The 26,927-nt window shown below is 42.2% G+C and carries 22 protein-coding genes, 1 tRNA gene and 1 pseudogene; 10 read left to right on the top strand and 14 right to left on the bottom strand.

The features are described from left to right. Positions 1 to 28 precede the first annotated feature (28 nt). Genes LS71_RS05090 through LS71_RS05080 form a run of 3 tightly spaced genes read right to left on the bottom strand, consistent with a single transcriptional unit; the run spans position 29 to position 2,478 of the window. A complete protein-coding gene (locus LS71_RS05090; protein ID WP_034355656.1) occupies positions 29 to 1,078 on the bottom strand; it encodes a sensor histidine kinase in 1,050 nt (349 codons plus the stop codon). Then, positions 1,053 to 1,421: a rod-binding protein gene (locus tag LS71_RS05085; RefSeq protein WP_034355659.1), complete on the bottom strand. Its 369-nt coding sequence runs from the start codon at positions 1,419 to 1,421 to the stop codon at positions 1,053 to 1,055. The genes LS71_RS05090 and LS71_RS05085 overlap by 26 nt, the downstream gene beginning before the upstream one ends. A gap of 10 nt (positions 1,422 to 1,431) precedes the next feature. Then, positions 1,432 to 2,478: a flagellar basal body P-ring protein FlgI gene (locus LS71_RS05080; RefSeq protein ID WP_052058099.1), complete on the bottom strand. Its 1,047-nt coding sequence runs from the start codon at positions 2,476 to 2,478 to the stop codon at positions 1,432 to 1,434. Between the two features lie 121 nt (positions 2,479 to 2,599). Between LS71_RS05080 and LS71_RS05075 the strand changes: the two genes are divergently transcribed. After that, positions 2,600 to 2,677: transfer RNA gene (locus LS71_RS05075), tRNA-Pro, on the top strand. An 87-nt stretch (positions 2,678 to 2,764) separates the two neighbouring features. Here LS71_RS05075 and traF read toward each other — a convergent pair. Continuing rightward, positions 2,765 to 4,504, bottom strand: a complete 1,740-nt coding sequence (gene traF, locus LS71_RS05070; protein ID WP_034355662.1) for a conjugal transfer protein TraF — start codon at positions 4,502 to 4,504, stop codon at positions 2,765 to 2,767. Positions 4,505 to 4,680: 176 nt separating this feature from the next. On the opposite strand from traF, the gene LS71_RS05065 reads away from it, so the two are divergent. Further along, on the top strand, positions 4,681 to 5,307 hold the full coding sequence (locus LS71_RS05065) for a tetratricopeptide repeat protein (RefSeq protein ID WP_238700335.1): 627 nt from the start codon (positions 4,681 to 4,683) through the stop codon (positions 5,305 to 5,307). After that, positions 5,304 to 5,912 carry a tetratricopeptide repeat protein gene (locus LS71_RS05060; protein WP_034355665.1) on the top strand — a complete coding sequence of 203 codons (609 nt, stop codon included), beginning with the start codon at positions 5,304 to 5,306 and terminating at the stop codon, positions 5,910 to 5,912. Before LS71_RS05065 ends, LS71_RS05060 begins: the two co-directional genes overlap by 4 nt. 267 nt (positions 5,913 to 6,179) lie before the next feature. Here the strand turns inward: LS71_RS05060 and LS71_RS05055 are convergent, their stop codons facing one another. From LS71_RS05055 to lolA, 3 genes are all read right to left on the bottom strand, one after another. Further along, the gene (locus LS71_RS05055) at positions 6,180 to 7,772 is read right to left on the bottom strand and encodes a bifunctional anthranilate synthase component II/anthranilate phosphoribosyltransferase (RefSeq protein ID WP_034357029.1); all 1,593 of its coding nucleotides are present in this window, start codon (positions 7,770 to 7,772) and stop codon (positions 6,180 to 6,182) included. A gap of 10 nt (positions 7,773 to 7,782) precedes the next feature. Beyond that, entirely contained in the window at positions 7,783 to 9,261 is a 1,479-nt protein-coding gene (locus LS71_RS05050) for an anthranilate synthase component I family protein (RefSeq protein WP_034357026.1), read from the bottom strand. A gap of 216 nt (positions 9,262 to 9,477) precedes the next feature. Further along, positions 9,478 to 10,014 (bottom strand): LolA-like outer membrane lipoprotein chaperone, encoded by a 537-nt coding sequence (gene lolA / locus LS71_RS05045; RefSeq protein ID WP_034356566.1) that lies wholly within the window; start codon positions 10,012 to 10,014, stop codon positions 9,478 to 9,480. A gap of 146 nt (positions 10,015 to 10,160) precedes the next feature. Between lolA and secA the strand changes: the two genes are divergently transcribed. The 3 genes from secA to LS71_RS05030 all read left to right on the top strand — a co-directional run bounded on the left by secA (position 10,161) and on the right by LS71_RS05030 (position 14,298). Beyond that, positions 10,161 to 12,686: a preprotein translocase subunit SecA gene (gene secA, locus LS71_RS05040; protein WP_420810252.1), complete on the top strand. Its 2,526-nt coding sequence runs from the start codon at positions 10,161 to 10,163 to the stop codon at positions 12,684 to 12,686. After that, positions 12,686 to 13,960 carry an ABC transporter permease gene (locus tag LS71_RS05035; protein WP_034356572.1) on the top strand — a complete coding sequence of 425 codons (1,275 nt, stop codon included), beginning with the start codon at positions 12,686 to 12,688 and terminating at the stop codon, positions 13,958 to 13,960. The genes secA and LS71_RS05035 overlap by 1 nt, the downstream gene beginning before the upstream one ends. A 92-nt stretch (positions 13,961 to 14,052) precedes the next feature. Then, positions 14,053 to 14,298 (top strand): RNA recognition motif domain-containing protein, encoded by a 246-nt coding sequence (locus LS71_RS05030; protein ID WP_034356575.1) that lies wholly within the window; start codon positions 14,053 to 14,055, stop codon positions 14,296 to 14,298. A gap of 134 nt (positions 14,299 to 14,432) precedes the next feature. Here the strand turns inward: LS71_RS05030 and hypE are convergent, their stop codons facing one another. The 7 genes and pseudogenes from hypE to hypF all read right to left on the bottom strand — a co-directional run bounded on the left by hypE (position 14,433) and on the right by hypF (position 22,369). Further along, on the bottom strand, positions 14,433 to 15,434 hold the full coding sequence (gene hypE / locus LS71_RS05025) for a hydrogenase expression/formation protein HypE (protein ID WP_034356579.1): 1,002 nt from the start codon (positions 15,432 to 15,434) through the stop codon (positions 14,433 to 14,435). Between the two features lie 39 nt (positions 15,435 to 15,473). Then, positions 15,474 to 17,153, bottom strand: coding sequence for an AAA domain-containing protein (locus LS71_RS05020; protein WP_034356582.1), 1,680 nt, complete (start codon positions 17,151 to 17,153; stop codon positions 15,474 to 15,476). Further along, positions 17,150 to 18,283 (bottom strand): hydrogenase formation protein HypD, encoded by a 1,134-nt coding sequence (gene hypD, locus LS71_RS09580; RefSeq protein WP_034356585.1) that lies wholly within the window; start codon positions 18,281 to 18,283, stop codon positions 17,150 to 17,152. Before hypD ends, LS71_RS05020 begins: the two co-directional genes overlap by 4 nt. Positions 18,284 to 18,541: 258 nt before the next feature. Further along, positions 18,542 to 19,057: pseudogene (locus LS71_RS09660) on the bottom strand (glycosyltransferase family 25 protein); the annotation flags it as partial. Beyond that, a complete protein-coding gene (locus LS71_RS05010; protein WP_034354114.1) occupies positions 19,054 to 19,293 on the bottom strand; it encodes a HypC/HybG/HupF family hydrogenase formation chaperone in 240 nt (79 codons plus the stop codon). The pseudogene LS71_RS09660 and the gene LS71_RS05010, both read right to left, overlap by 4 nt. 9 nt (positions 19,294 to 19,302) lie before the next feature. Further along, positions 19,303 to 20,040: a hydrogenase nickel incorporation protein HypB gene (hypB, locus tag LS71_RS05005; protein ID WP_034354117.1), complete on the bottom strand. Its 738-nt coding sequence runs from the start codon at positions 20,038 to 20,040 to the stop codon at positions 19,303 to 19,305. After that, on the bottom strand, positions 20,030 to 22,369 hold the full coding sequence (hypF, locus tag LS71_RS05000) for a carbamoyltransferase HypF (RefSeq protein WP_238700334.1): 2,340 nt from the start codon (positions 22,367 to 22,369) through the stop codon (positions 20,030 to 20,032). The genes hypB and hypF overlap by 11 nt, the downstream gene beginning before the upstream one ends. A gap of 175 nt (positions 22,370 to 22,544) precedes the next feature. Between hypF and pyrH the strand changes: the two genes are divergently transcribed. From pyrH to tyrS, 4 genes are all read left to right on the top strand, one after another. Further along, positions 22,545 to 23,255 carry a UMP kinase gene (gene pyrH / locus LS71_RS04995; RefSeq protein ID WP_034354120.1) on the top strand — a complete coding sequence of 237 codons (711 nt, stop codon included), beginning with the start codon at positions 22,545 to 22,547 and terminating at the stop codon, positions 23,253 to 23,255. An 82-nt stretch (positions 23,256 to 23,337) separates the two neighbouring features. Further along, a complete protein-coding gene (locus LS71_RS04990; RefSeq protein WP_034354122.1) occupies positions 23,338 to 23,562 on the top strand; it encodes a DNA-directed RNA polymerase subunit omega in 225 nt (74 codons plus the stop codon). Between the two features lie 3 nt (positions 23,563 to 23,565). After that, positions 23,566 to 25,716 (top strand): RelA/SpoT family protein, encoded by a 2,151-nt coding sequence (locus LS71_RS04985; protein ID WP_034354123.1) that lies wholly within the window; start codon positions 23,566 to 23,568, stop codon positions 25,714 to 25,716. Positions 25,717 to 25,725: 9 nt separating this feature from the next. Further along, on the top strand, positions 25,726 to 26,925 hold the full coding sequence (gene tyrS, locus LS71_RS04980) for a tyrosine--tRNA ligase (RefSeq protein WP_034354126.1): 1,200 nt from the start codon (positions 25,726 to 25,728) through the stop codon (positions 26,923 to 26,925). Positions 26,926 to 26,927: the final 2 nt, after the last annotated feature.

The following is a 26,927-nucleotide window of genomic DNA, read 5'->3' as shown; positions in this document are numbered from 1 at the left end:
AAATAAAAACGCAAGCATTATAGCAATCTTAGATTTTTGCAATCTTAACAAAAAAGGTTTTTGTATGCTCATCAAGGCAAATAGTGCCATTATGCGCGCTTACAATCTGCTGACACAAAGCTAGCCCTAAGCCATTGCCCTTAAGCTTTGTAGTCTTAAAAGGTTCAAATAAAATATTTTTATCCATAATCGCGCGCCCATTATCGCTAAAGCTAAAGCACCACTCCTCCCCCTCATCGCTAAACTTCACCACCACAAGCCCTTCCTCGCACTCGCCCTCCTCAATGGCATCAATAGCATTTGATAGAAAATTTTGCAGCACAATGCTCATTAAATCAAAATCGCTCAAAATCTGCCTTTGCTTATCGCCTAAATCAAACTCAAAACAAATAGGCTTAGAATAAGTGTAGTAACCCACGCTATTATATAAATCATCTTCAAAATCCCCAAGCGTGCGAAGCTGCCTATTTGCCTTTACGCCCTTTGTAAAAAGCAAGGTAGCATTTATAAGCCGCTCTACGCGCCACAAAGCCTTTTTTATCTCAAGCACTAAAGGCTGCACGCGCTCATCACCGCGCTTCAATAAACTTGAAGTAAGCAAAGATATAGAGCCTATGGGATTGCGGATTTCGTGAGCTAAATGGGCAGAGACCTGCCCCATAGAGGCTAGGCGCTCTTGCCTTTTTTGATTAGTGATGTTTGTCACACTCATCACTTTTTTATCATTTTTAGTGCTTTTTTGCAGGAGGTAAGATTGCCCAAGATATTCAACTTCATGTTCGCCATCGCATAAATGCGTGATGTCTTTAAGCATATTTTCAAGCTTGCTTGCCTCTGCGTTTTGATAGAAAATCTCTCCATTAGATTCTATCACCCACAAAGCCTGCGGAATAAGCTCAAGCACCCATTCATACAAAGCCTTTAGGCTATTAAAATCATTTTGTAGTTTTTTAAACTCTTCTTCTGTGCCATAAGTGCTTTGGATTAAAGTGGCTAACGATTCTAAAAGCACACTTTTATCATCGCTATTTAAACGCTCTAAAATATCAGGATTAATGAGGCTGTTTTGATATTCCATAAGGATTTTTTACTCCTTTTTTAGCCAAGCCCATATTTTGCTGCTCTTTTAAAAAATTAAATAATAACTCACTATATCCAAAACTTCCGCTTAAGCTTTGGCTTAATTGCTCAATATACATAGAATGATAAATATCGCTACCGGGCTGCTTAGGATAGAGCGTATCATCATTTTTTATAGCAAGCTCAAGCATGGTTTTAAGCAGCAAAGATTCAAAATTATCAGTTTGCTCCCTTAATTTTGCATCTTCTTTTTGCTCGCTGCTTTGCTTACTCGCAATATTTAGCGCATCTTTTGCTTTATTATAATGCATAAGCGCCATTGATGTATCAAGCTGCTGCATATATCACCTCCTACATCACTTCAATTTCAGCATTAAGCGCGCCAGATTTTTTAATACTCTCTAAAATTGAAATCACATTGCGCGGCGTTGCGCCCATTTTTTGCAATGCTTTGACCACGCTTGAAACAGTGGGCTTTGTGCCATCTGTGCTTGCAATCGTGCCTTGAGCCTTGCTCATAATTGTGCCATCTTCAAGGGTGAGTGCATCGGGGTCTTGCACGCTTTCATTAGAAATTTTAATGGTAATATCCCCATGCGTTACCACCACAGGTTCAATAGTAATGCCTACTCCCGCTACAATCGTGCCAGACTTCTCATCGATAATTATGCGCTCCTTGCGCGATGGGTCAATCTCAATTTCTTCAATAAAAGCCAAAAACTCCACCATACTAAATTGTGCGGGCTTTTTAAGCTTAATAGTGCGTGCATCAATGGCTGTAGCGACTAAATCGCCAAATACCTCATTTATAGCTTCCTGCACTTTAATAGCATTTTGCAAATCCGCACTTTTTAGGCTTAAAGTCGCGCTCTCTTGGGAGGCTAGATTATAATTTATCTCCCTTTCCACACTTGCTCCGCCCACAATCGTTCCAGATAGCGCGCTTGCGCTCTCCCCCAAAATGATATTGCCCTGCGCGAGCGCATAAATATTACCATCAACCCCACTTAAAGGCGTCATCACCAGCGTGCCGCCATTTATAGACTTCGCATCGCCAATAGAAGATACTAAAATATCAATCTTATCGCCCTGCCTTGCAAAAGGCGGCAAAGAGGCTGTAACCATTACCGCAGCTACATTTTTTGATTTGATATCACTTGCGGAGAGCTTGACATTTACGCTCTCTAGCATATTTGCAATGCTTTGCATAGTAAATTTTGAGCCGCTTTTATCCCCAGTGCCATTTAAGCCAATCACTAAGCCATAGCCCACTAAACTATTGCTGCGCATACCTACAATTTGCGCTAGTTCATTGATTTTCTGCCCATAAAGCCAGCTCGCGCACAGCATTAAAAGCCATGCTATACTGCTTATTGCTCTAAATTCTATCTTTTTCATCATCGCGTCCTTGCTTCTCTTTAAAGATTCTATAACCGATAAGCAAATTATATTCCCACTAACTCCACTAGACGCATTAACAAAATTCGCTATAATACCGCCCTTGCCTTAATTCTAAAGGCGGAGTATAGCGCAGCCTGATTAGCGCGCACCCTTGGGGTGGGTGAGGTCGTGGGTTTGAATCCCGCTACTCCGACCATTGTGAGCCTTTCATTCCCTACTTTCACGCTATTTACAGAATCTAGATTCTATAAATTACAAATCTAAACGCCCAGCACTCATTAATTTAGAAACTAAATTGCCCACCTACGCGCAAGCTCATATAATTTGACACATTTATGCCCTCAACCACGACATTTTGCCCTAGCCCATACTGCAGCGCCACATCAAGAAAGCCTAGAATATTCACTCCGCCTGTAAGAATAATGCCCTCCCCTGCTTTAGAGCGCATATCCTGCATAGCCCCTAGCCTAAAATCCACAGCCTTGAAGTTTGCCATAACTCCTCCCCCAATAAACTGACTCTTAGGGCTTGAGAGGGAGAGTGTATCATTTGGCAAAATATCCGCATCAAAGGCAAAGGTAAGAAAATCAAGCATTTCATAGCTAACACCTGCACGCAACTGACGATTTAGCGTAGTATTTGGTAAGCCTCCTGTGCGCTTAATCACAGGCGCGTTAAGATTTTTTGCTACCAGTCCAAGATGTAGATTCTGTAAAAAACGCGGTGTCCATAGCACGCCCAAATCTAGCCCAAAAGTCTGCGCTATATCCATATCGTCCATACTCACACTTACACTTGGCGTTTTCCCTACAGAAAAGCTAAGATTTTGCCCATAGCCCATAGCCTGCATAAATTTAACAGCCAATCCCACATTTATATCCCCCACAGGCGTGAAAAGCGTATGTCCATAGCCTACAGGCACTTCCACAATAGCTAGCGCATTAGCATACAATACATGATTAGCCTGCTCATTCATAATCGAGCCATTAAGATTATTCTGATTTGGCAAATATTGAAGCGTTACGCTATTGCCATCAATGCTAGCTTGATAATACTTCCCGCCTAAATCAAAAATAAGTTGGTTATTATTAGGGTCAATCTGCGCGCTTGCATTACTAAAAGCGGAGGCAAATAGCCCTATACCCACAGCCCCGCGCCCAGAATCTATCTCTTGAATTTCTATGCTGCCTATGGCGTCATTCTCCACGCGCCTTGTTTTTTTATCCCCCGCAATTTGAAACACAAAGCCATTTTGAGTAGTGATATTCACATCATTGCCCTTAAGCGCGCTATCAATCACGCCAAAATCATTTAAAAGCTTATCAATTACAGAATCTGCACCCTTTGCAATAGTGATTTTACCCACCTGCTTAAGCATAGTATTTGCATCAAAATTACCGCTTGAGGCTTCTTTCATAATCTCTACAAGCTTATCAGGCTCTACACCATTAATAATACTCCCAACAAGCGGGCTTCCTCCCTCTGTGGCTGCGCTTGAGAGCTTATCTTTTAGCTTTGCTAGCGCATCTGTGCCAGTTATGCTATCCCAGCAAGCTGTCATATCGACACAAGTTTGTGTATTACCTGTTACTTCACTAGCTAAATCTTTGACATTATCCACCGTGATATTGCCATTGCTATTTGGAAAGAGCGCATTTAAAGTCCCACCTAAAGCACCGCTCACATTTGTGCCGCCAATAGTTACATTCGTGCCGCCACTGCCGCTACCTGTGAGCTGACTAGTGAGCTTAGCGGGCAAATCCTCTAGCGCTGCTGTATCAATGGTCGCTAGCTGCAAGAGATTTTGCTCCTTAAACTGCACGCCAAAGCTATATCCAAACTTTGAGCGTCTATCTGCGCCTAAAAGCGCGGGATTATAATAAAGTCCCCATGCAGAATCTCTAACCGCCACGCCTGCACCGCCCATACCAGCAGCAGCATTTCCCATAGTGCCAAACTCTAAACCAAAGCCACTAACTACCCACACCAACGAAAATACACAAATCTTTTTAAGCGAAGTCATACACACCTCTATAAAAAATTATTTTGCTATTGCCTAAGAAAAAATCGTGCCATTTTACACATTTTTATTAAAATACGCGCAATTTTTTATTTTTTGCTAGAATCTTTAAAAAAAGGAACACTTTTAGCATATAGATTCTATATTTCACAAATTCACGACATCAGAGGGACCCCAAAATGAGACTTTCCATAGCCTTATACTTATCATTCCTTATAAATATAGTAAATGCTAATAGCCTGCAAGAGGCGTATAACGCGTGGCTTGATAGTGATTTTAGCAAGGCTGTGCGCTTATATGAAAATATCTGCGCTAATGGCGATTTGGGCGCGTGCCACGCACTTGGGACATTATATTTTCAAGGCAGCGGTGTGGCGCAAAACTATGCAACAAGCGCTGGATATTACTATAAGGCTTGCGATGGTGGCTTTAAGCCCTCATGCAACTCACTTGGCGTGCTATATCATTATGGTTTAGGCGTGCGACAAGACTATGAGGTAGCGCTAGGGCTGTATCATCAAGCATGCGTTGGTGGCTACGCAAAAGCGTGCAATAATTTAGGCGTGATGTTTGAAGAGGGCGTAGGCGTAGAGCAAGATTACAAGCAAGCCGGATTATATTATACCGATGCATGCTTAGCTAGAAATGATAGAGCCTGCTTTAATATCGCCGCACTGCTCTTTGAGGGCAAGGGAATAAAAAAGGATAAGCAAAAGGCTATGGAATACTATGGCTTATCGTGTGATTTAGGCTTTCAAGAGGGCTGCGATGAATACAAGGCACTAAAACTCAAGGAGAAAAAATGAGAATCTTCCTCGCACTTGGCGCAATATGTGCTTTCACTTTTGGCGCGTGGCTGGCTGATGAGAGTATGGATAACTATGAAAGCCCTGATATGCAAAAGCGTGTAGCACCATATGTAGAGAATTGCAATAATGGCTTAGCAAGCGATTGCTACTTTGCTGCGCATGAATATATGAAAGGTGAAAATGGCGTGCAGTGGTATGCAAAGGCGGCATATTATTATAAACTTGCTTGCGATGGCAATGTGCTAAAAGCCTGCAGTAATCTTGGCATTTTATACCAAAACGGGCTAGGCGTGAAGCAAAATTATGGTATGAGCATACAGCTGTATAAATTTGCTTGCTCACGCTTTGAGCCTGATGGGTGCAATAATTTAGGCGTGCTTTCACAGGAGGGGAAATTTGTGAGTAAAAGCTATGATGATGCGCTTAAACTCTATGAGCGCGCATGCAGTGGCGGAAGTGTGGCGGGGTGTATGAATCTTGGCGATATGTATGCCAAAGGTCTAGGCGTGCAAAAAAGCAGGCAAGCCGCGCTTAGCTTTTACGCACAGGCGTGCTATTTAGGATTACAACAAGGTTGTGATGCCTATCGCGAGCTTAATTGAGACGATTACGTGGCTAGTTTTTTAGGCCAAAAGTTTCTTTGAGGCAAATCCTGCCGCCGTGCTTTATAGAATCTGTGCTATGTAATTTTGCAAACTAGATTCTATATTCCCGCGCTATTGCTTTTTTATAAAAAGCCGCGCGTATCTTGTCTGCGGGCAAGTGAATTGCCCTGCGACGCCTAAAGTATAAAGTTATAGCTGCTTTAAGCATCTATCAACTTGTTTTTTTAGGTTAGATTCTATAATCTCGTGCCTGTAGGGGTTAAGCTATTCATTGCTTATTTGTTTTAGCCGCTCTAGGAGGGTTAAAACGCGCTTAGATTCTATAATCTCTTGGGCTAAAAAATAGCCCTCCTTAATGCTCTCCGCACACCCTGCAAGATAGAGCGCAGCACCAGTATTAAGCGCTACAAGCTCGGATTTTGGCGATTTTTTTGCGTGAAAAATATCAAGTGTGATGCACTTATTCTCTTCAATCCCCCCGCCTACAAGCTCACTAAAAGATACCATTGAAAGTCCCACCTCGCTAGGATTAAACACATAGCTTTTAATGCTGCCATTATTAAGCTCTGTAATGTGCGTAGGCGCGCAAAGTGAAATTTCATCATAGCCATCAAGCGCGCTTACAACCATAGCCCTTTTTATCCCTAAAATTTCTAACGCGCGCGCCATAATCTCCGCATACGCTTTATCAAAAACGCCAATAAATTGATGCGTGACATTAGCAGGATTTGCTAAAGGACCGATTAAATTAAAAGCCGTCTTAAAGCCCAAGCTCGCCCTAGCAGGCGCTGCAAAGCGCATAGCTGCATGGAATTTTTGCGCAAATAAAAAAGTAAAGCCAAGCTCCTCATACGCCCTCTTGCAAGATTCTAAATCCATATTGACATTCACACCAAGTGCCTGCAGCAAGTCCGCAGAGCCTGATTTAGAAGTAATAGCGCGATTGCCATGCTTAATAATTTTCACCCCGCTACTGGCTAAAAGCAGCGCGCTTGTGGTTGAGACATTAAAGGTTTTATGCGCACTCCCACCTGTGCCGACCATATCAAGCTGCACTTCATTGCTAAGTGGCACACTAAAAGCAATAGCCTTTTGCTTTAGCACACTCGCAAAACCCGCTAACTCCTCCTCATTTACGCCTTTAATCTCAAGGCTTGTGAGCATACTGCCAATTTGTGCATCGCTCATATTGCCCTCCGTTAGCTCGTCCATCACATCATAGGCTTGCTTAAAGCTTAGACTTTCCCCACGCAAAAGGCTTTTAAGATAGCTTTTAATAGGCGTAATCTCGCGCGTATAATGCAAAAAGTTTAACAACATTTTTTGACCCTCAATCGTGCCAATAGATTCTGGGTGAAACTGCACGCCCATAAGATTATGCACTTTATGTTCAATCGCCATAATCTCGCCATCTGCGCTCCACGCGCTCACTTCAAAGCAATCTGGGAGCTGCTCTATCTTACCCACAAGCGAGTGATAACGCACAATAGGCGTGAGCGGGCTAATATGCCTAAAAAGCCCTTTTTGATTATGATGTAATGGCTCAACCTTGCCATGCACGATGTTTTTAGCATTCACAATATCCACGCCATAAGCTGCCATAATCGCCTGATGTCCTAGACAAATGCCCAAAATAGGATACACACCCTGCAATGCTTGCACGATTTGTATAGAAATACCCGCATCTTTTGGGCTTTTGGGACCCGGACCGATGATGATATACTTAGGACTTAGCGCGCGAATTTCATCAATGCTAATTTTATCGCTGCGCACGACTTTTATGGGGAAATTAAAGCAATAAAGCGCTTGATAAATGTTATAGGTAAAAGAATCATAATTATCAATAAGCAATATCATCATTTCTCCTTTATTTGCAGAGCATATCAAGCATGGAGCGGACTTTGCTTTGTGTCTCAATATATTCTTTAGCAGGGATAGAATCTTGCACCACACCCGCACCTGAACGCAAATAGTAAATGCCATTTTGATACACAGCCGTGCGGATAGCAATAGCAAAATCCATATCCTCATCATAGGTAAAATACCCTATCGCACCACCATAAATGCCTCTAGCTGTAGATTCTAAAGCCTCAATAGTCTTAATCGCCTCAATCTTTGGTGCGCCACTTAGCGTGCCTGCAGGGAAAACAGACTTGAACGCATCGCGTTTAGCATAGATTTTAGAATCTAGCTCGCCCTGCACTTCTGAAACAATATGCATAACGCGCGAATACCGCTCTACCTGATTGCGTGCAAGCACTTTCACACCTCCGCCCACACTCACTTTGCCCGCGTCATTGCGCGCTAAATCAAGCAGCATTAAATGCTCAGCATTCTCCTTTTCATCTCTTAATAACTCTTCTTCTAGGGCTAAATCTTGAACCATATTCTCTCCGCGCGCCCTTGTGCCAGCAATGGGACGAAGGGTAAAAAATGAGCGCTCATTGTGAGTTTTAAGCCGTATCATAATTTCTGGACTAGCGCCCAACACCACAAAATCATCAAAATCATAATAAAACATATAAGGGCTAGGATTTTGAAAGCGTAAATGCCGATAAGCCTGCAGCGGCGAAAGGCTAGAATGCACCTGCATAGATTGACTTGGCACGCATTGGAGCAAGTCGCCTGCATAAATATGCGCCTTAATCCTCTCCACCACCGCTTCATACTCGCTCGCACTAGTGGCATCAATGATAGTAAAATCCTCCACAGGCTCATCTGTATGGATAGAATCTAGCCTTGGAATGCCCTCAAGCAAGCTCATAATATGCTCAATACGCGCTTGTGGGTTTATCTGCTCGCGCTCATGCGCATAACTCACGCTTACAATATGCAGCCTATCAAATAAATGGTCAAAGATTAAAAAATCCCTACCAAAGATAAACGCGCATTCTGGCGCATCATAAAGCGGGGGATTAGTAAAATCTATCTCCTCAATTTCAGCAAAAAATTCATACCCTATATATCCCGCGCCGCCTAGTGGCAAAGGCAGGTGGCTAGGGAGCCTACCCTGCGGATTTGGCGCAAGACTGCGCACAAGTGAGAGGCTGTATAAAAAATCATGTGAAAAATCCCAATTATGCGCTTGTTTATAACCTTTTAAAGCCTCTTTTAGTGGCACTTTGCGCCCATTTGCGATGAGATGCTGCCCCATTTTGTCCTTATAGATTCTAAAAGCTTCATTTAAAACTACTAGCGAATATCTATCCTTGCCTGTTTCGTTGTATGCAGATTCTAAAAGCACTCTAGCCTTTGTCGCACTTAGGATAGATAGAGGTGTGAGGTTGTCACATATAATTTCTTTGTGCGCAAGGCTAGCTTTTTGCGCGTGTTTAAAATCAAACATCAATACTCCTTAAAAATTCTGCTATACGCTAGATTCTATAAAATCCTCCCTAAGAGATTTAAAATCTAAAATTATAGAATCTAACCTTAAAAAACAAGTTGATAGATGCTTAAGCAGCTATAACTTTATACTTTAGGCGCAAATGTGAGCTTTGCTTACATTTGTAAGATGCGCGCGGCTTTTTGTTAAAAAAGCAATAGCGCGGAATTATAGAATCTAGCGTGATTTAAGCTCGACTATTTCCACACCTTGGGGCGGTGTGAAGTTAAAAATGCTTTCATTTATGTTTTTATTAAGCTTTACATTACTTAGCTTTAAAGTAGTCTTTGCCCCCATAGAATCTACAAACTCTATGCGCTCTGGCTTATCATTTTTATCTACAAAAAGCTTATATTCCACGCCCTCCACTTTGGTGTGATATGCGCCATCATCTTGCTTTTTGGCAGATTTAATGATAGAGATAAAATCTGTTTTATCCTTTAAGCGCGAATAGCTCACCTGCTCCAAACTTGGCTCATAAATGACAACTTCATTGTCGCGCATATAAATTTCCTTTTTCAAAGGATTTTGATAATCCCATTTGACTTGGCTAGGCGTTTTACCAAAGATTTTGCCCTCATATCGCGCAGGTATGCCATCTTCGCTCGTAATAATCTGCTCAAAATCTGCCTCAATACTCACTAAATTTTCCCCCCACGCAAAAACGCTTACACACAAGGACAGCAGGGCAATACAAAGCCTAAAAAAATACATTTATAAATCCTTAAAATCTCTAATGTTAAAAGGGCGATTTTACCTAAAGTATGTAAAAAGTGTGCTAGAATACGCCCATATTTTCACACAAAAGGGCTTAATCTATGCTGCAAACCATTGTTTCCAAAGTTCCTATTATTTCTAAAATGCTTAGCTCGCGCAATAATAAACTCATAAAACACTACCGCAAAGAAGTGCAAGCCATAAATGCTTTAGAATCTACTTACGCAAAGATGAGCGATGAAATGCTCCAAAATGCCTTTAATGAGTTAAGAGGGCGTATCCAAAGTGGAGAATCTAGCCTGCAAGCAGTGCTGCATCAAAGCTTTGCCATCACGCGCGAAGCGAGCAAACGCGTGCTTGGTATGCGGCATTTTGATGTGCAGCTCATCGGCGGTATGGTGCTAAATGATGGGCGCATTGCGGAGATGAAAACGGGCGAGGGTAAAACGCTAGTTGCCACACTTGCTGTGTGTTTGAACGCACTTTGTGGGCGTGGTGTGCATGTAGTAACGGTAAATGACTACCTCGCGCAGCGCGATGCAAAGGAGTTAGAGCCGCTTTATAATTTTCTAGGCTTTGATGTGGGCATTATCACAAGCGATGTGCGCGATGATAATGCGCGCCTTAAGGCGTATGCGTGTGATGTGGTGTATGGCACAAATAATGAATTTGGCTTTGATTACCTGCGCGATAATATGAAATATGATTTAAGCCAAAAAGTGCAAAGGGAGCATTATTTTGCCATTATTGATGAAGTAGATTCTATATTGATTGATGAGGCGCGCACGCCGCTTATCATTTCTGGTCCTGTTAATCGCACGCTAGAGCATTATCAGCTAGCCAATAGCGTAGCACAGAATCTCAAAGAGGGCGTTGATTTTAATATTGATGAAAAAAATCGCGTGATTCTACTCACAGAAGAGGGCATAAAAAAGGCAGAAACGCTCTTTAAGGTGGATAATTTATATAGCATTGAAAATGCCGCGCTCTCGCATCATCTTGACCAAGCATTAAAGGCAAATTATCTATTTATTAAGGATAAGGATTATGTGGTGCAAAATGATGAAGTAGTGATTGTTGATGAATTTACAGGGCGTTTAAGCGAGGGTAGGCGCTTTAGTGAGGGCTTGCATCAAGCTATTGAAGCAAAGGAGAAAGTGGATATTAAAGAGGAGAGCCAAACTTTAGCAGATATTACTTTCCAAAATTATTTCCGCTTGTATGAAAAACTAGCAGGTATGACAGGCACAGCACAAACAGAGGCAAGCGAGTTTTTACAAATTTATAATCTTGAGGTGGTGAGTATCCCCACAAATGTGCCTATAGCGCGCAAGGATTTGAATGATTTAATTTATAAAAGCGAGCGTGAGAAATTCAATGCAGTGGTTGAAAAAATACAAGCATTGCATAAAAAAGGGCAGCCCGTGCTTGTGGGGACGGCGAGCATTGAAAAAAGCGAAATTTTGCATGAATTGCTTAAAAAACACAGAATCCCGCACACCGTGCTTAACGCCAAACAACACAGCAAAGAGGCAGAAATTATTAAAGATGCGGGCGTAAAAGGTGCTGTAACCATTGCCACAAATATGGCAGGGCGCGGCGTGGATATAAAAATTAGTGATGAAATCCGCGAACTTGGGGGATTATACATCATTGGCACTGAACGGCATGAGAGCAGGCGCATTGATAATCAATTGCGTGGGCGTGCAGGGCGGCAGGGCGACCCGGGCATCAGTCAATTTTACCTTAGTCTTGAAGATTCACTGCTTAGAATCTTTGGGAGCGATAAAATAAAGGGCATTATGGAGCGATTTGGGCTTAAAGAGGGCGAACATATAGAATCTGGACTTGTTACGCGCTCTGTGGAGAGTGCGCAAAAAAAGGTAGAAAATTTGCATTTTGAATCAAGAAAACACTTGCTTGAATATGATGATGTCGCCAACGAGCAGCGCAAAGCCGTGTATAAACTCCGCAATGAATTATTACATGAGGATTTCTCCCTTGCAGAGCGTATAGCCACAAACCGCGAGCTTACCGCGCAATCCCTGCTGTATAAAGCGCAGATTCTACCCGGCGATATGGACTTTGATACCCAATCGCTCAAAGCGCAAATTAATGAGGAATTAGGGCTTGATATAGGCAACATAGATGATTTAAGCTATGATGAGCTGCTCCAAAGGCTTATTGATACGATGAGCAAATCCTATGAAGCAAAGATGTCTAAGCTTGAGCCTAGCGAGCGAGCGCAAATTGAGCGCATTATTTATCTGCAAGTGCTAGATAGCTCGTGGCGGGAGCATCTCTATACTATGGATAATTTAAAAACAGGCATAGGCTTACGCGGCTACAATCAAAAAGACCCTTTAGTAGAATACAAAAAGGAAAGCTACAATTTATTTTTGGAATTTGTTGAGAATCTAAAAATTGAAACGACAAAAATGCTCCAAATCATTCAGCTAAGGGAAAAAGAAGATGAAGTAGCCCACAAAATGCTCCAAGGTATGCAAGAGGAGCTTGATGAGGATTTGCAAGAATTTAGCGCAAATAAAGAAAAAGCAGGGACTAAAAAGCCTAAAATCGCGCGCAATGACCCCTGCCCCTGTGGTAGTGGCAAAAAATATAAGCTCTGCCATGGCAAAGGCGGACCCAAAAAGGGATTATTGGCATAATGAAAGCGCTCATCGCCTATTTGCTGCCGCGCTATTTGCGCTTTGATAAAACGCAGCCTTTTATTTCTATCACAGCGCTTTTGGCGTTTTTTGGCGTGGGCGTGGGCGTTATGGTGCTATGCGTGGCAATGGCTATAATGAATGGTATGACTAAAGAATTTGAGCGCAAGCTTTTTATTATGAATTATCCTCTAAGTGTGTATTCTACCACTTATATGGGCGTGGATAAGCAGATTTTAGATGCGCTAAAAGCGCAATTCCCGCAATTTCGCTTTAGCCCCTATTTGCGCTATCAGGCTGTTGGCAAGGTAGGCAATACGATGAATGCAGCAATGGTGTTTGGTGTGGATATGCAAGCAGAATCTAGCCTAAATGAAGTGGTAAGAAAAGCCCTTGAGCCACAAGATTCCGCGCATTTCACACAAGCGCAAATTGAGCAAATACGCGCGCAAAACATTCACGCCTTTATGCAAAAAGAATTCTCAATCCTCGTAGGCAAGGGGCTTAGCGATAATTTTGGCTTAGAGGTAGGCGATAAGCTTGATTTATTTTTTACCCAACTTGAGCCATCTGGCTTTAGCTACACGCCTATTAATAAGCGCTTTAGTATCGCGGGCTTTTTTGAATCTGGGCTGCGCGCGTATGATGAAGCCTATGTTTATACCAACCTAAGCGCACTGCAAAAAATTCGCCGCATTGATGAGCATGTGTATGATGGCATTCACATACACACACCAAATCCCATGCAAGATATTACCGCTATTGCTCAATTTTTGAACGAGCATTTCCCCTCGCGTGCAGGCGTTGAGGGCTGGTGGCAGCAAAATGGTAATTTTTTCTCCGCTATGGAGCTTGAAAAACGCGCACTTTTTATCGTGCTTATGCTCATTATCGTAATGGCAAGCCTTAATATCATTAGCTCTTTGCTTATGGTAGTGATGAATCGCCGCAAAGAAATAGCGCTTTTGCTCTCACTTGGCGCGAGCAAACAAGAGATTAAAAAGGTATTTTTTTGGGTGGGTAATGCCATTGGCTTAAGCGGCATTGCGCTTGGTGTCGTGCTTACAGGCGTGGCGATGTATGTGCTTGATACATTCTCGATTATCTCGCTGCCCGCTGATGTGTATGGCAGCTCAAAGCTTCCGCTTGATTTGTCCTTACTTGATTTTGTATGCACTATTTTTGGAGCGATTATCATTGTATGCTTATCATCATATTATCCGGCAAAAAAAGCTTCGCAAGTAGATACTTTGCAAGTTTTACGCAATGAGTAGCATAATTAAGATATTTTAAGAAACTTGTAAGTAAATAAATCATAGCATACCACAGCCTTATTTAAGGGTATTTTTATTTTTTAGGAGCTCCTTTGAAAACACTTTATGTAGGAAATTTAGTATATGCCGTTACGCGCGATGAGTTAAAAGAGTTATTTTCTCAATTTGGTGAAGTATTTTCCGTAAAACTTGTCAATGATAGAGAAACTGGTAAGCCAAAAGGTTTTGGATTTGTAGAAATGAATGATGAGGGAGCATTAAAAGCCATTGAAGCACTTAACGAAAAGGACTTCCGCGGGCGCAATCTCCGCGTAAATGAAGCTCGCCCCCGAGAATAAAACGGGGCAAATGCCTACTAGATTCTATAGAATCTAAATAGCCTTTTCTCACATTCTTCTTAAACGCCACAAGTGCTAAAGTTACATAGAATCTAGGCTTTAATTAGAGTAATAAAACAAGCTCTAGCTTAAAGCTAGCAGATTCTAGGCAATAGCTCACCTTGTGGGTATTCCATATAGCGCTTTCCTCCCCACTGATTACACAAAATAACGCGCGCAGATTCTATATTTTGCACCCTTTTTGATACACGACCAATAATGCATGCATGCCGCCCAAGCTCATGGGCGCGCAATTTTGCTAACACCTCTTTACTCTCGCTTGCGGGCAGAGCCATTACGCACACACCCTCATTTGCTAGGCTTAGCGCCTCAAGCCCTAGTATCTCACACACACCGCTTACTTGCTCCAAGATAGGCACGCTCTCTTCATTAATGCTTATTTCTACCTTTGCTGCCCTGCACCATTCATTTAATACCGCGCTTAATCCCCCTCTAGTTGCATCTCGCATAGTGTGAATTTCACAATTATGCACAGATTCTATAAGCGGATAGAGTTGCGCGCAATCACTCTGCAAATCGCTCTGCAACGCAATCTCATTCCTCTCACAAAAGATAACCGCACCATGCGCGCCAATAGGTGCGCTAAGGATAATATCATCGCCCTCTTGTATCCTCCCCACACGCCAATCGCTCACCACCTCGCCAAAGGCTGTTGTATTAATAAAAATTTTATCCACAGCGCCCTTTGGCACGACCTTTGTATCGCCTGATATAATGCGTAGCCCCCCCTTTCGCGCCTCCTGCTTAATAGAATATAGAATCTGCTTTAAAAGCGACACATCTAAGCCCTCTTCCAAAATAAGCCCTAAGCACATATACAGCGGCTTTGCCCCGCGCATCGCCACATCATTGCTCGAGCCGCACACGCATAATTTACCAATATCCCCACCGGGAAACACAAGCGGACTTATCACATAACTATCTGTGCTAGTCGCCATACGCCCCTTGCCCTCATACACGCCTGCGTCCTCGTGCATATCTAGTATAAGCCCACCCAAAATCTCATAAATCACCTCATCAATGAGCTTATAGGATTCTAATCCCCCACTGCCACAAGATAGTGTAATATGCTTCATTTTCGCTCCTTAAAACTTACTTTCACGCTATTATAGGGCTTAAAAAGTCATCTTAGATTCTATATTTATCATTTGCGCCTGCTGCAAAATCGCCCAAATGAGCTGCCCCTCTTGCTTTATCCAAAATTTATAATCACACACGATAAAAAGCCGCTTTTTAATACGCGAAATAGCCACATTAAGCGCATAGAGCGCATTTATTTGCGAAGAATTGGTCAGATGATAGTGCAAACTCACAGGCGAAAAAATCACGCTATCAAATTCTTGTCCCTGCGAGCCATGAATGGTAAAGATTCTATCTCTAGGAATCCCCTTGCACAGCCGCTTACGCTGCTTGACAAATGGCGTAATCACAGCATAATCTTCCCCCCTAAGCTTAAGGCAGAGCTGCTCACATGCACGCGCCTCATTCTCGCTTATATGCTGCTCGCCCTCGCTCTTTGTGCCGCTATCAATGGCTAGAATCTGCATTTGCTCGCCATTGCCCTTTAAGCCCATATGATAAATATATGTATCAAGGATATGTGCGAGATTATCGCCATAGCGGTGAGTTTTGCTTAGCTTGCTTAAGCAGGTGTAGGCAAGTGGGGGCGTTTGGAGATTAGCTAGCTCTTTTAAAGGGCTGCCTTTTAAAAAAGATTCTAAAAAAAGTGCAGATAATGTCCATGCATACACATGCTCATTTTCTGCCTTGCGCAGCTCGTTTAGGGGCATTTCACACACTGGAGAGAGCTGCTTATGGTCGCCAAAAAATGAAAGCGGCGTATTATCCACACACAAAGCACAAGTTTTAATCAAAGGCGCATAAGCGCATTCATCTAAAAATATATGATGAAATGTTAGCTCCAAGCCCTCATATCGCTTAATAAAGCCATCAAGCGTTACGCCCACAACAAAGGCTTGCTTAAGCCGCGTTTTTAGAGAATCTTGAAAATTAAATAGACTCATATCCTGCCTACGCTGAAATAAGCTTGGGTCGCAAGTCTGCGGATAAGTATTCATATACTGCAATGTAGGCGTGCCAAGCCGCAAGATGCTAGTGCGCTCTAATCCTAGCGCGTCAAATTTTTTAATGAGTGATTTTAGCACTTGCTCAAGGGCATTATTCGTGCTAGTTACCACTGCGACGCGCTTACCTGCCTTAATGTAGTGCAAAAGCGCCTCAAAAAGCACCGCTTGCGTCTTACCCGTGCCAGGCGGTCCCCACACATAGCTTAAAGGCGTGTTAAGCACCATATTTAAAGCCGTGCTTTGCTCATCGCTTAAATACGCAATATGCGGCACAATGCAAGGGCTAATAGCTTGAGGCAAGCTTAGATGCTCGCCATATTTGGTAAAAAACTCCTCCACATTTTTTACTAAAAACTTTAAATCGCTAAAAAGCGCTATATGCCGCTTTTCTTTAAGTATTTTTGCAAAAATAGGCACAAGCTTTGGCTTCAAAGAAAGATAGAAAACCTTTTGCTTTTCATCAAAAAATCGCGGCTTAATATCATCTGTCTCTGTAATTTTATATAATTCATGTTCAACTTTTAAGAGCAAATCCCCATTTAAGCGCACCTCCATATCCGCCATATTGCCCTTTAGTGCGATAATAAACTCTTCACCCTCAAGCATACAATGGCTTATATGTATCTCGCTTAAGCCTAAATCATTGGCATCTAAATAGGCGTAATAGCGCTTGGCTGCGTCTATTAGCGTATCTTTAATGTCACTCATAGATTGCTAACATCGCCATATTTGTAATATGCCGCGCAAGCACCCTCGCTGCTCACCATACAGCTCCCTAATGGATTGCTAGGCGTGCAAGATTTACCAAATACTTTGCAATCAAGAGGCTTTGCCACACCGCGCAAAATATCCCCGCAGCGGCAGGCTTTATTATCGGGGATAGAATCTGTGCTTAAAATTGAGCTAAACACTACTTCTGCGTCTAAATGCGTGTATGCTGGCTTTAATCGCAGCGCAGATTCTGTAATTTCTCCTAACCCACGCCACTCAAAGCTTTTTCTCTTCTCAAAATACCGCTCTACCATACTTTGTGCCTTTAAATTCCCCTCCATACTCACCACGCGCTTATATTGTATATCAAGGTTGGCTTCTTTATTGACACCTTGCTGCACAATCATATAAAGACTTTCCATAATATCCACCGGCTCAAAGCCGCTCACCACGATAGGAATCTTATATTGCAAAGCAATATCTTTATATATCTTTGCGCCTGTAATCACGCTCACATGAGAAGGCGCGATGAGGGCATTCACGCGGCATTGTTTAGAATCTAGTATCGCACGCACTGGTGGAGGCACAAGCACATGATTAATATGAAAAAACACATTTGTAAGCCTAGATTCTATCACGCGCTCTATGAGCGCTGCACTCATAGGCGTAGTCGTCTCAAAACCAATGGCAAAATACACCACACGCTTATGCGGATTGTCTTTAGCAATATCAAGCACTTGCATGGGCGAATACAAAAAGCGCACATCAGCACCTTTAGCGCGCGCAGTAGAGAGGCTGCCTTTTACACCTGGAACTTTTATCATATCGCCAAGTGTGAGCAAAATCACATCTTTTTGCATGGCAATCTCATAGGCTTGATTTATGCGATTTTTGGGCATAATGCACACAGGGCAGCCCGGTCCATGTATAAATGCTATATTTTTAGGTAATAATTGCTGCAAGCCATAGCGCATAATGCTGTGCGTATGCCCGCCGCACACTTCCATAACACATAGTGGGGCTTGAAGTTGTGAGGAGAGGGTATTAATTTTTTTGGCAAAGCCTAAAATCACATCTTTATCGCGAAAATTATGGATTAAATCAATTTTTTTTTCACTTTTTAGCATAATGTATTGCCCCCCCCCCCCCGCTAATAGAGTTTTAAGCGCCTCTTTGGGTAAAAGGAGCGATTTCTTTCTAAATACAAGATATAAAAAGCCTCGTATATTAAGATATAATCGCGAGCATTCTCTTATAATCTTAAGCGGTATGGGCGGCTTGCTCCACCGCCCTTCTATCGCGCTAGCAATCTCTCTAGGGTGTAAAACAGGCTCTATGCACACCGCTGGCACATGGTGGATATAAAACATATCCATATAGTCATCTACGGGGCGATACCAGCTCTTAGCATGCTCTATAAACGCCCTAGCCGCCACAGGCGTAAGGTAATAACCCTGTGTGCCTATAACACCATCAAAGCTTATATAAAAATCATTTGATAAGCGCATAGTTTTAATCTCATCAGCCAAAAAAGTAAGGCGCACATATGCATAGGGACTTTCCTCTACGCGCTTAAGCCCTTCCCAAAAATGCTTACCTAACTCCACATCATCTTCTAGCACGACTATGGGGGTATTAGATTCTATACATTTTTGCCATAAACAATAATGACTTGCAAAGCACGCGCGCTCTCCCGCGCTCATCTCTTTGCCGCGCACAAGCAGACTTTTAAACTTAGAGTATTGCTTAAAAGCCAAATGCTCGCCCTCCGCGGCGTTTATGGCATCAAAAAAAATAATATTATATCTATCTGCTATATCTTTGCTTAAATGTGCAAACTGCTTTTGCATAAAGGCTCTGCGCTCTGTGGAGGCTTTAAGATTAATGATAAAAATATTCATACACCTTCCTCGTTCAAAGCCTCTAAGATTTCATCATACAGCCTTAAGCTCTCTCTCGCGCTTTGCTCATCAATTTTACTCATCACATAGCCAATGTGCAGCAGCACCCATTCACCCACGCGCACCTCCTCATCAAGCAAATCCAAACTCGCCTCGCGCTGCACGCCTAGCGTATCGACAAGCACCATATTATTATCCCGTATCTCCACAATCTTAGAAGGAATAGCCAAACACATCTTTACTCCTTAAAATTTATGCGTGCTTTGGTAGTTTTGCGCCCTTTTTTGCGCGATAAAATTGCACACAGATTCTATACTTTGCTCCTGCTTGCTGCTTAGGAGAAAAAGCGGCACATTGGCTTTAAGCTGCGCTAAATCCGCGCGCGCTCTTTCTACACTAAATCCCATATATTCCATTACATCTGCCTTGCTTATAATCACCGCATCTGCGCACATAAACATCGTGGGGTATTTAAGAATCTTATCATCGCCCTCCGTTGTTGAGAGCAGCACGATATTTAAATGCGCGCCCAAATCATAGCTTGCCGGGCACACGAGGTTGCCCACATTTTCGATAAATAAATAATCCATTTGTGCCATATCGCACTGCTCTTGGAGTTTATTAAGCGCAGATTCTATCATCGCTGCTTCTAAGTGGCATGCCTCGCCGGTGGTGATTTGATACGCGCTCACACCTTTATCCATAAGGCGCTGCGCATCACGATTAGTTTGCAAATCACCCTCTAAAACACAGAATCTAAAATCCCTCCTTTGGCTTAGCGATTCTAAAAAGGTGGTTTTTCCGCTCCCGGGTGAGCTCATTAAATTAATCACATATAGCCCAAGCTCCTTGTAGCGCTGCCGTAATTCATTAGCCTTTATATCATTTTTGGAGAGAATCTTACTCACTACATCTATGGATTTTTTCTCTAAAGTAGGATTATCCGCTAGGCGCGCCTCACGCGATTTTATATCAATTTGCATACTTTCTCCTTAGTTTTAAGCCCAATTGCGAGCCAAAGACTACCTGCCCAAAGCTAATATTTGTATCATTGCAGGGAAGTTTTTTGTGCATAAAAAAAGTGATATGATGCCTTGAAAATAGAGTGCGGATTCTATCACAAACAAACTTATTTTGAAATACGCCGCCGCTAAAATATACCGCCACATCTTTATGCGCTAAACGCTGCATTTGTGCCATTGCTAGCGCAATGTGAGCGAGTGTGTTTAAAAATCTATACGCGCTTTTTTTAGGATTTTTGCGCTCTTTGCACACGCTATGGATAACATCACTCATATCAACCACGCCATTTGTGATACGAAATTTATAGGGCTTTGCAGGGCGCTTATACGCCATAGCATAAGTCTCTAGCAGTGCGCCGCTCTGCCCTTCATAACTTTGCTCTTTTAAAATGCCAAGTATATATGCCACCGCATCAATTATCCTGCCAAGCGAGCTAGTAAGCGGATAAATGCCACTTTTATGCGCGCTTTGCAAAAGGGCTATTTCTGTGGGGCTAAAATGCAATATATCCTTTGTATTTGGCACTTGATATTGCCACAAAAGGCTTGCAGCAAGCTTGCCAATGTCTTTTATCGCGCCCTCCCCGCCCAAAAACACAAATGTCTCAAAGTGGTAGATTCTATGCATGGCGTTATTTTGGTATAAAAATCCCTCTCCTCCCCAAATATGCCCCTCCTCCCCAAAGCCCGTGCCGTCCCATATAATGCCTAGTTTTGCATGTATAGAATCTAGCGCATTACATTCGCCCAAAATCGCGTAAAAATGCGCCTTATGATGAGAAAGCGCAATATGCGATGTAGCGGGTGTTTTTAGTGCAATTTGCGTGGAGGCATATTTAGGGTGCAAGTCATAAATAATACTATCAAACGCCTGCGCATAGAGGTGTTGCAAAAATGCCATTTGCGATTGATATACATTTATAGAATCTACACCTTGCAAATCGCCTAAATATGGGCTAACAAGCACTTTATTATCCTTATCAAGCAGGCTCAAAGTGGATTTTTGCTGCGCGCCTACGCCCAAAATAAAATGCTTTTGCTTATTTTCTAAAGGCAAGCAGAGAGGTGCAAAGCCACGCGCTAAGCGTAAAAGGCGCATTTCTCCTGCCATATAGCGCATAATGCTATCATCAAGGGGGTGCAAAATCTCGCGATTATAATCAAGGATTACATCTTGCACGCCGCTATGCAACAACTCATCACATTGCGTGATAATAGGCTCACCGCTTATATTTGCGCTAGTAAAAATAAGCGGGGTTTGCATACGCATAAAAAGCAAGTGCATAATGCCATTGTAGGGCAAAATCGCGCCTATGGTGCTAATATCTGGCGCAATAAGCGCTAAACACTCCTCATCTATAAGCTCACTAGGCTTAAAATGCCGCTGCAAAATCACAATAGGCGCTTGGTGCGAGCATAAAGCGGCTTGCTCTTTTTTATTTACAAAGGCTAGGGATTTAATATCTGCTAGATTCTTAAACATTAGCGCAAATGGCTTGTGCGGGCGATTTTTACGCGCCCTTAGAGTGGTAATGGCTTGTTTATTATTCGCACTTGCTACAAAGTTAAATCCTCCAACGCCCTTTATAGCGATAATCTTGCCTTCATTAAGTTTAGCAGAAATCATATCAATAAGCTTTATATCATCTTTGGCATGCTTAAAAGTGCGCACTTTGCCACGCTCATCAATGAAGCGCAATCTAATGGCGCACTGCAGGCACGAAATGGGCTGGGTGTGAAATCTGCGATTATGCGGATTTGCATAATCGCTTTGGCACGCTTCACACATGGCAAAATCGCGCATGGAGGTGTGGATTCTATCATAAGGCAGGGCGTCTATTATGGAATATCGCGCGCCACAATGCGTGCAGGTGGTAAAGGCATAATTATAGAATCTACCCTGTGTTTGCATATCTTTTAGACAATCTGGGCAAATGCGCATATCAAGGGGTAAAAGCGTTGGGCTTAGATGCGCTTGCTTTGTGGCTTTGGAAGCTCTAATTTCAAATGTATCAAGCATTAAGGGCAAAGCGGGCTTTATGTGATGATGAGTAATGTGCGCATGAGGTGGCAGAGTGCTAAAAAGCGTGGAGAGGAAATCCTCTAGCTGCTGCGTGCTTATGTCTGTAAGATAAATGAGCAAATTTTCATAGCAATTCTGCACATAGCCTTTAAGCTGCATTTTGTGTGCTAGATGATACACAAATGGGCGAAATCCCACGCCCTGTATAATGCCAAAGAGTTCTATATGATATGAATTAAGTGCTTGCATGGTTTTAATATAGCACAAGATTCTTACGCGTTATAGAATCTAGATTCTATAATTCCGCGCTGTTGCTTTTTTAACAAAAAGCCGCGCGGTCTTGTCATAAGCTCGGCAAAGCCGCGCATTTGCGCCCAACATAGCATTAGTTTAAGCTTTTTAGATAAAATGGCAAACTTAAAAAGAAAGGACTGCTAAGGTGATGAAGTATAAACGCGTGTTGGTAAAGTTTTCTGGAGAGGCGTTATCGGGGGATAGTGGCTTTGGCATTGATGTGAATGTGCTGCAATACATCGCAAATGAAATCAAAACGCTAAGAGATAATGATATTGAAGTAGGCATAGTCATCGGCGGAGGCAATATCATACGCGGCGTCTCTGCAGCGCAGGGTGGCATTATCCGCCGCACAAGCGGGGATTATATGGGTATGCTAGCCACTGTGATTAATGCTGTGGCTATGCAGGAGGCGCTGGAGCATTCTGGCATTGATGTGCGCGTGCAAAGTGCGCTAGAGATTAAAGAAATTTGTGAGAGCTACATCTATCGCCGCGCTATTCGGCATTTGGAAAAGGGGCGTGTGGTAATATTTGGCGCAGGCACTGGAAATCCATTTTTTACAACCGATAGCGCAGCGACTTTGCGCGCGGTAGAAATTGGCGCAGATGTGATTATTAAGGCGACAAAAGTTGATGGCGTGTATGATAAAGACCCGCATAAATTTGCCGATGCAAAAATGCTAGATTCTCTAAGCTATGATGAGGCGCTAAGAGACCACATCAAGGTTATGGACGATACAGCCATTGCGCTAGCAAAGGATAATAAATTGCCCATTTTAGTTTGCAATATGTTTAAAAAAGGCAATTTAGTAAATCTGCTCAAATACAATGAGGGCGTTTGCTCCATTGTGCATTAATTAAAACAAAAGCAAAACTAAATGAAAAAAAAGATAGAATCTGCACTTTTTTAATTCTTGTAACTCTAGATAAAGGAGCATTATGCACACATTACGGACAGAAGAAATCGCAGCCAAAGCACTCAAGAGAGTGCAAGATGATAGATATTTGCTCGCAAGCCTCATTTTTGAGCGTGTTAAAGAGCTAAGTGAGGGCGCAAAGCCGCTTGTAGCTATGGATATTAAAACGCATAAATTGCCTGATATTGCTATGCGCGAAATTGCGGAGGGGAAAATCGAGCTTACCTCCATTGAGGATAGGACATAGGGTTTGGACTTCTTCGCCCAAATTGCTCAAATTAATAATATAGAATCTGCCATTGCCAAACTGCAAACTTTCACGCATATTACCCCAAAGGTGCAAAAAGCCATTGATGTAGCGATAAATGCACATAATGGGCAGCTGCGCAAGAGTGGTATTCCCTATGTGGTTCACCCACTTTGTGTGGCGTGCATTGTGGCATTTTATGGCGGTGATGAAACGATGATATGTGCGGCATTGTTGCATGATGTGGTGGAGGATACATATTATTCATTAGAAGATGTAAGGCGTGAATTTGACTGGGACACGGGGCATTTGGTTGATGCGCTTACAAAAATTGTAGAAATCCGCAAAGAGGAGCTAAGCAGCAATCTTAATGAAAAGCTCGCCGCCTCCGCGCTAAGCTTCCGCAAAATGCTCTTAGCCTCTGTAAAAGATATTCGCGCACTGGTGATTAAAATTAGCGATAGAATGCACAATATGCTTACCCTTTCCGCCCTGCCCCCGCATAAGCAAAAGCGCATAGCAGAAGAAACGCTTATGGTATATGCTCCAATCGCTCATAGATTAGGTATTTCATCGCTTAAAAGCGAGCTAGAAGATAGGAGCTTTTTTTATATTTTTCCTGAAGAGTATCGCAAAATTGAGCAATACATGAAAGAGAATAATCAATCCATTACGCTAAGGCTCAATGAATTTAGGCAAAAAGTCGCCACTATTTTATTGCAAAATGGCTTTAACGAAAAAGATTTTACTATTGAAAGCCGCGTGAAGCGCTATTATTCCATATTTCTTAAAATGCAACGCAAGGGAGTGGGCATTGATGAGATATTAGATTTGCTCGCGGTGCGCGTTATTGTGCCAACAAGCCTAGAGTGCTATAAGGTATTAGGATTATTACACCTGCAGCTAAAGCCCGTTATTTCGCGCCTTAAAGATTATATCGCACTGCCAAAAGAAAATGGTTATCAAACAATCCACACGACTATTTTTGAAGGGGCGAGCATTTATGAAGTGCAAATCCGCACTTTTGATATGCACAAATCTGCTCAATATGGCGTAGCAGCACATTGGAAATATAAAAGCGGTGGCTTAGAGCCAAATTTAGAATGGCTCAATAATTTGCAATACCAAAATGATACTATTGAGGAATTTTACGAATTAGCCAAAAATGACCTATACAAAGAAGATATGATGGTATTTTCTCCAGCGGGCGATATTTATAATCTACCTGTGGGCGCGGTAGCGCTAGATTTTGCCTATGCTGTGCATAGCGATATAGGCAATAATGCTAAAGAGGCATTTATCAATCATCAAAATGCTTCTTTGCTCCAGCCGCTTAAAAATGGCGATATTGTGCGCATTGTGGTGGCAGAACCTTATGAAAAAATCCACCCACGCTGCACTTGGATTGATGCGGTTAAAACTTCTAGAGCAAAAAATCATATGAGAATCCAATGTCAAGCAAAGCTTAAAGAAATCAATAAAAAAGTCGCCTTGCAGATTCTGCAAACTATCTTTGATAGCTCTCAACACGCCGTTTTAACCTACCTGAAAGAAAATAGGCTTGAATCTAATATCCAACGCGCGGCTTATGATTTAGCATTTTTAAAAGAAGTTAAAAATAGTATCAAGGGTAATTTTTTGCGCGAGGCAAATTTTTTGGGCAAAATTAAAATCAATATGTTAAAGCTTAAAGCGCTAAATTTTGATAACATCATCGTGCAGACTAACCGCAATGTGAATGAAGTGATTTTTGATTACTGCTGCCACCCTAAATATGGAGATGATATTTTAGCCATTAAAACTTCCCAAAAAGCCTACATTCATCACAAAATGTGTGAAAGAGCGCTCAATGAAATAGACCAAGGCAGCGAAATGCTCTTTGTGCAGTGGGCAAATGAGCAAAAGAGCATGTATAAAGTCATCATCGCACTTGAAAATCAAAAAGGCACGCTAGCACTTTTATCAAGCCTATTAGCAAAGCTTGATTGTAATATCTTAAAAGTAGATTACAATACGCTAGATAGGCAGTTTTCTACATATTGTGAAATTTGCTTTGAGAGCAAAAGTCAAGATGCAAAAACTATTAAAGAGGCGTTAAATAAAAAATATAAAATCATTGAATTTAGCAATCTTAAAGATGTATATCTAGCATAAGGGAGAAAAATGATACAAGAAGCAATGCAGGAGTTAAAACGCGGTTGCGTGGAGTTTATCGGTGAGGAGTATATCCAAACATTAGTGCAAAGATTCTATGAGAGTGGCGAGCGTTTTTGCGTAAAGGCTGGCTTTGACCCCACAGCGCCTGATTTGCATTTAGGACATACGGTGCTTTTGCAAAAATTAGCCACATTCCAACGCTATGGCGGAAATGTGAAATTTCTTATCGGTGATTTTACAGCCACCATTGGCGACCCAAGCGGGAAAAGCGAGACAAGAAAGCCCCTGAGCAAGGAGCAAGTAGAAGCAAATGCCCTCACTTACAAAGAGCAAGTTTTTAAGGTGCTAAATCCTAAGCACACACAAATTTGCTTTAATTCAAAATGGCTTAGCGAGCTAGGCGCTGGAGGCATAATTACACTCACTTCAAAATTTTCTGTAGCACGTATGCTTGAGCGCGATGATTTTACAAAACGCTATAGCAATAATCAGCCTATTTCTATGGTGGAATTTATGTATCCGCTTTTGCAGGGCTATGATTCTGTAGCGCTTAATTGTGATATTGAACTAGGCGGGAATGACCAAAAATTTAATCTCCTTGTAGGGCGCAGTTTGCAGCGCTCATATGGGCTAAAAAAGGAGCAATCTGTAATGACTATGCCGCTGCTTGAGGGGCTTGATGGTGTAAATAAAATGAGCAAATCGCTCAATAATTACATTGGCGTTACAGAATCTGCTAATACCATGTATGCTAAGATTCTAAGCCTTAGTGATGAAATGATGTGGCGATATTATGAATTACTCTCCGCCTTATCCTTGCAAGAAATTGCTGCCTTAAAAGAGCAAGTAAATAACGCCCAAGCACACCCCAAAGCCATTAAAGAGCAGCTCGCTTTAGAAATAACAACACGCTATCATAGCATTGATTTAGCAAAACAAGCTAAAATAGCATTTGACAATGTATTTAGCAAAGATGAGATACCAGCAGACATACCGACATTTAAAGATAATAATGGCGAATGGATAGCTAAAGTGCTTGTGAATGCTAGACTTTGTGAATCTACTTCTCAAGCGCGCAGAGATATTCGCGCCGGAGCATTAAAAATTAATAAAGAAAAAATAACTGATGAGAATCTTAAGCTGTCTGTGGGTGAATATATTGTCCAAATTGGCAAAAGACGTTTCGCAAAAGTGATTATTTCATAAGG

The sequence above is a fragment of the Helicobacter jaachi genome, from assembly GCF_000763135.2.
Taxonomy (GTDB): Bacteria; Campylobacterota; Campylobacteria; order Campylobacterales; family Helicobacteraceae; genus Helicobacter_C; species Helicobacter_C jaachi.
This window is presented reverse-complemented; position numbering and strand designations above follow the sequence as displayed.